Below are 4,912 nucleotides of genomic sequence, written 5' to 3' on the forward strand. Positions count from 1 at the left end.
GAGATGGTGATGCCGGGCGACAACATCCAGTTGGAGATCACGCTGCACACACCGGTTGCGATGGAGAAGGGCTTGCGCTTCGCCATCCGCGAAGGCGGACGCACCGTCGGCGCTGGGACCATCTCCGAGATCATTAAGTAATTCGGCAACATGGCCGGGGGTAGCAATCTATTCCCCCGGCCACATTGCTACTCAAAATAAAGGGATTTCGCGGCGGAAGCATGTTTTCCGCGAAATCGGTTAGGATAGAAAGATGCGCGAAATCATTACATTGCAATGCCCCGAGTGCAAGAACAGGAACTACTCGACGACGAAGAACAAGAAGACGACCACCGGACGTCTGGAGTTCTCGAAGTTCTGCAATACCTGCCGCAAGCACACGGACCACAAAGAGACGAAGTAAGCAGTTTGGCGGTCGGCTCATGGCTTTTTAGCCAGGGCTGGCAGCCCGGCTGAAGGATTGACCGGGGGGAGTAAGCTCAACGGTTAAACTGTCGGTCTCCAAAACCGAACTTCTCGGTTCGAATCCGAGCTCCCCCGCCAGATTGTCCGGCCGCAGAGTCCGGACGTAGCACCAGAATTCAGCAGTACGAAGATTGAGGCAGCACTATGGCCAAGACGGTAGCAATAGCGGAACAGGCACCGAACGGAATGCAGAACCTGAAGAACCAGCCAGAGCGTCTGCGCGAGTTCCTGAAGGAAGTGCGCAGCGAGATGCGCAAGGTCTGGTGGCCGGGATGGCCCGAAGTGCAGTCCACGACGGTTGTGGTTGTCATCACCGTCTTTATCTTCGCGGGCTACTTCTGGCTGGTCGACAACATCATCGGCCGCGCGATTGAAGCGCTGCTGCATGCGCTGACTGCAAGCTAGGCAGGTTCTGGAAGTCCGGTAGCATGGGTAGAGAGAAGCAAACGATGCGCGAAGAAGGCACAACGATGGCGGCAGAAGAGCAGAATCCGGAAGAGCAGAAGCTCGCGGCGGCAAACGCCAGGGACGAAGCATCCACTGAAACTCCGGGGGAGCAGCTTGCCCCGCCGGTGAATGAGAATTTCAAGTGGTACATCATTCACGCCTACTCCGGCTTCGAGCGCAAGGTCCGCGAGTCGCTCGAAAGCCGCATTTCGGCCTTCGGCCTGCAGAACAAGATCGGCCGCATCATGATTCCGACCGAGCCGGTCACGGAATTGCGCAACGGCAAGAAGTACACCATCGAGCGCGTCTTCCTTCCCGGCTATGTCCTGGTGGAGATGGATCTCGACAACGACCTCTGGCACGTCATTAAGAACACGCCTCGGGTCACGGGCTTCCTGGGCACCGGCGACAACCCGGTGGCGCTCTCCGAGCAGGAAGTCAGCTCGATCATCTTCCGCTCTGACTCGACCAAAGACAAGCCTTCGATGAAGATCAAGTTCGACAAGGGAGAGCAGGTCCGCATCAACGAGGGACCCTTCGCCAACTTCACCGGCGCCGTCGACGAAGTCAACGAAGACAAGCAGACGTTGAAGGTCATGGTCAGCATCTTTGGCCGTTCCACCCCGGTCGAGATCGAGTTCTCGAAGGTGGACAAGATCACGGAATAAGCAGTGCTTCCGCCATCAAGCGGAAGAGGAATTTGGAACTACCTATCTTATTTCAGCAGTGGGTCAGGCCAAAAGCCCAGGCTCGCGGCTAGAAGCATAAAGAGGATTTACCGCAATGGCACCGAAGAAGATTACTGGATACGTCAAGCTTCAGATTATGGCCGGCAAGGCCACCCCGGCACCGCCCGTAGGCCCCGCGCTCGGTCAGGCGCAGGTCAACATCATGGAGTTCTGCAAGCAGTTCAACGACCGCACCAAGGCTCCTGATCTGGCCGGCCTCACCATCCCTGTCGTCATCAGCGTCTATGCTGACCGCACGTTCAGTTTCGTCACCAAGACACCTCCGGCGCCGGTGCTGCTGTTGAAGGCTGCAGGAATCGCAAAGGGTTCTGGCACTCCGAACAAGGAGAAGCTGGGCAAGGTGACCGAGAAGCAGATTCGCGAGATCGCCACGCAGAAGATGCCGGACATGAATGCCTCCTCGGTTGAGGCAGCATCGAAGACCATCCGCGGCACCGCGCGCTCGATGGGCATCGAAGTCGTCGCCTAAGTAATTTGTAGGCTGCGGTTCAAATCAGAAAGACACCGGAGGACCGTTGATGGCAGTTGCCAACGGCTCTCCGGTGTCTTTTTTATGCAAAGAGGCTCTGCTGAACAGCGCTGCCTATGCTCTCCGGAGGTTTGCGGACGGTATTCCCGGGCGGGGGCAGAACATCGAGTGGGCGTCGCGAGAGGCCGTGAAGGTGACGCGCCTGCTCGAGCATAAGCGCCAGCTTCTGGCGATAGGCCGGCGCGGCAAAGTCGGCGTGGTCGAAGCGTTTGGCGTAATCGTCCACCAGCGAGGGGAAGTGCTCACGAACGAAGCTCAGATAGGTAGGACGTGAGCACGGCTTGAGGAAAAGTGGATTGGCAGCGAGGAAGCTGGCGTCAACCTCCGCCGCTCGACGCGCCATCTCGTTGAGCGCCTCTTGCGTATCGGTGATTCCGGGCAGCAGCGGGCAGCATAAGATGCCGGTGCGCAACCCGGCCTCGCGCAGCCGCTTGACCGCCTGAAAGCGCAGATCAGGGCGCGGTGCACGGGGTTCCAGCAACCTCGCCAGCTCTGTGTTCGGCGTAGTGATGGTGATATGTAGCACAAGCTTGTTGTGCTTTGCGATCTCGGTCAGCAGATCGATGTCTCGCTCAATCAGGCGAGACTTGGTGACGATGCCGAGGTGGTAGCCCTGGCGACGGGCAAAGACCTCCAACAGGCTACGCGTGATCCGTGCACGGCGCTCGATGGGCTGATAGGGATCGGTTGCAGTACCGATGGCGATCTCGTCGGCGGGATCGATCTTGCGCAACTCCTGTTCCAGCAGCCACGCCGCATTTTGCTTGAGGAAGATGATGCGCTCAAAGGAGAGCGGGTCGCGCAGCTCCATGAACTCGTGCGTGTAGCGGGCGTAGCAGTACTTGCAGCCAAACTCACAGCCGCGATAGGGATTGATGCTCCAGGCAAGCCAGCGCAGGCGCTTCGAGGTGGACTTGTTTAGAATGCTGTGGACTTCAAGTGCCTTGAACTCAATGAGGTGTCCGTCGGCGGCGTGCTCGGCATGGGAGGCGAGGCGAGCGATGCCGGTCGGCTGCGGCAGGATAGGAAAGAGCGCCGCATTTTCCGGTCTGAGTTTCTTCGCCATATGTTCGCCTTACTGGGAACGACATTAGCCCTGCTTGGGAGCCATGTCAAGCGACGATTTCAGGTAGATTTCTCTCAGCCGGCCGTAGGCTGATACTCCTTGAATCCAGCTTTGGCCATCCCGCGCTGTGCCTCCGGGTTCTTCATAAAAGTCTCCCAGATGAAGGCGCTGCGAGCGTTCTCCGCCATTAGCATGGTGATTCCGGTGTCGATGCCGACCACATCTGTGTCGTACCACTTTTTCAGAGGGTTAAAGGCGTCGACGAAGCCGTAGCGGCACCATGCCTGCGGATAATTTTTCCTGATGTTGCGCATGACGCGCATGGTCGCGTCAGGCAGAAAGGGCAACGAGCCTCCCGCGGCGGCGGGTACGACGGTGCCGTCGATCGGCCCCATCGCTGGAGGTCCGCCCCAGATAACGTACCCCTTATCGGAGTCCGAGGCGGTGATGCCCCACAGGTCGTTGCTGTAATCGGGAAAGATTTTGTTCAGCTCGATGCAGAAGCGACGGTGCACGTCGGTGGCGATGGCCGAGTTCTGGAAGTAGTCGGCATAGTTGTCCTTCTTCCGGCGAAAATCGAACCACGCCTGCGAGTACTGATGCACGAACAGCGGAGCGAACGAGCCGATGTAGCGCAGACCGTCGTATTCGAATGTCGTCCGCTTCCATGCCGTCCATGCCTGGGGGTCAATCGGGTGCGACTCCGAACCCATCCCGAGCAGATAGATCATCATCAGCTCGCTGTAGTAGTCCCACTTCGACGAGAGGAAGCCGAATTCAGGCGTCCAGCCCATGGGAAGCAGCGTCGTGTCCTCCGAGAGCCAACTCCAGTCGACACGGTTGAAGATCGCCTCGGAAAGACCGTTGACGCCGCGGTCGTTGAAGTGCTGGCGGCAGGTGAGGATGCCGCACAGGAGGATCGCCGTATCGACCGAAGAGACCTCCGAATCCCAGATCCTCTCACCGGTATTAATGTTGGCGAAGTGGTAGAAGAAGCCGCGATGGGTCGGAAGCTTCTTCCAGATGAATAGCAGGGTGTTGATGACGCGCAGCCTCGCCTCGTTGCGCGGAATGTAGCCGCGTTTTTCCGCAATGCAGATGGCGGTAAGGCCAAAGCCGGTCGACGCTATGCTGGCCACGATGCTGGTGTCTTTGGTGCGCGTGTTGCAACGGTCTTTAATCAGGCCGGTCTGAGGGTTGGCCTGTTCCCAGAAGAAGAGAAAGCAGGCGCGTTCGATCTCATCGAGAAGCTGGTCGTCCTGCGGAGAGAGCGCGCTCGGCGAAGGCGGCAGAGCTGGCGTCTTATGTGGCTGCGACGGTGGTTGCTGGCTGGCCTTTTGGTCGCCGGCTGCCTGCCCCAGCAGCGGCAGGGCGTATGCGAGCGGAAGTCCAAGCGAGACTCCGGCCATTTGGCGAAGCAGACTGCGCCTGGAGTTCTTATTTCCGAGTTGTTCCGTAATTCGGCGAATCTGCCTGCTTATCTCGTCGTTATCATCCACACTCATTCATCTCTTTCGTATCTGCCAGTTATGATGCTGACGATACCTGCACGAGTTAGATGCATGTCGGAGACAATCATGAGCGTTGGGCAGCGTATAGCGCAAATCGAACGTCCAATAGCAGAGTTACCGGTGAGGAATGAAAGGTAAAGCTCTC

6 protein-coding genes, 1 tRNA gene and 1 pseudogene are annotated in these 4,912 nt (G+C 58.2%); 6 read left to right on the top strand and 2 right to left on the bottom strand.

From position 1 onward, the window contains the following. From tuf to rplK, 6 genes and pseudogenes are all read left to right on the top strand, one after another. A pseudogene (gene tuf / locus VMU57_RS22345) lies at positions 1–141 on the top strand (elongation factor Tu); the annotation flags it as partial. A 112-nt stretch (positions 142–253) separates the two neighbouring features. Continuing rightward, positions 254–403, top strand: coding sequence for a 50S ribosomal protein L33 (gene rpmG / locus VMU57_RS22350; RefSeq protein ID WP_013579310.1), 150 nt, complete (start codon positions 254–256; stop codon positions 401–403). 64 nt (positions 404–467) lie between these two features. Further along, a tRNA-Trp gene (locus tag VMU57_RS22355) sits at positions 468–543 on the top strand. A gap of 66 nt (positions 544–609) precedes the next feature. After that, on the top strand, positions 610–870 hold the full coding sequence (secE, locus tag VMU57_RS22360) for a preprotein translocase subunit SecE (RefSeq protein ID WP_325387485.1): 261 nt from the start codon (positions 610–612) through the stop codon (positions 868–870). A gap of 44 nt (positions 871–914) precedes the next feature. Further along, a complete protein-coding gene (gene nusG / locus VMU57_RS22365) occupies positions 915–1,580 on the top strand; it encodes a transcription termination/antitermination protein NusG (RefSeq protein ID WP_349255573.1) in 666 nt (221 codons plus the stop codon). 115 nt (positions 1,581–1,695) lie between these two features. Beyond that, the gene (rplK, locus tag VMU57_RS22370; RefSeq protein WP_325387489.1) at positions 1,696–2,130 is read left to right on the top strand and encodes a 50S ribosomal protein L11; all 435 of its coding nucleotides are present in this window, start codon (positions 1,696–1,698) and stop codon (positions 2,128–2,130) included. 82 nt (positions 2,131–2,212) lie between these two features. Here the strand turns inward: rplK and VMU57_RS22375 are convergent, their stop codons facing one another. Further along, the gene (locus VMU57_RS22375) at positions 2,213–3,256 is read right to left on the bottom strand and encodes an SPL family radical SAM protein (RefSeq protein WP_325387491.1); all 1,044 of its coding nucleotides are present in this window, start codon (positions 3,254–3,256) and stop codon (positions 2,213–2,215) included. Between the two features lie 74 nt (positions 3,257–3,330). Further along, positions 3,331–4,761 (bottom strand): glucoamylase family protein, encoded by a 1,431-nt coding sequence (locus VMU57_RS22380; RefSeq protein ID WP_325387493.1) that lies wholly within the window; start codon positions 4,759–4,761, stop codon positions 3,331–3,333. Positions 4,762–4,912: the final 151 nt, after the last annotated feature.

Source organism: Edaphobacter sp. (assembly GCF_035532915.1).
Classification (GTDB): domain Bacteria; phylum Acidobacteriota; class Terriglobia; order Terriglobales; family Acidobacteriaceae; genus Edaphobacter.

Coding starts and splice junctions, on each gene's coding strand:
- rpmG (WP_013579310.1), top strand. CDS start 254: ATGCGCGAAATCATTACATTGCAATGCCCCGAGTGCAAGAACAGGAAC.
- secE (WP_325387485.1), top strand. CDS start 610: ATGGCCAAGACGGTAGCAATAGCGGAACAGGCACCGAACGGAATGCAG.
- nusG (WP_349255573.1), top strand. CDS start 915: ATGCGCGAAGAAGGCACAACGATGGCGGCAGAAGAGCAGAATCCGGAA.
- rplK (WP_325387489.1), top strand. CDS start 1,696: ATGGCACCGAAGAAGATTACTGGATACGTCAAGCTTCAGATTATGGCC.
- VMU57_RS22375 (WP_325387491.1), bottom strand. CDS start 3,256: ATGGCGAAGAAACTCAGACCGGAAAATGCGGCGCTCTTTCCTATCCTG.
- VMU57_RS22380 (WP_325387493.1), bottom strand. CDS start 4,761: ATGAGTGTGGATGATAACGACGAGATAAGCAGGCAGATTCGCCGAATT.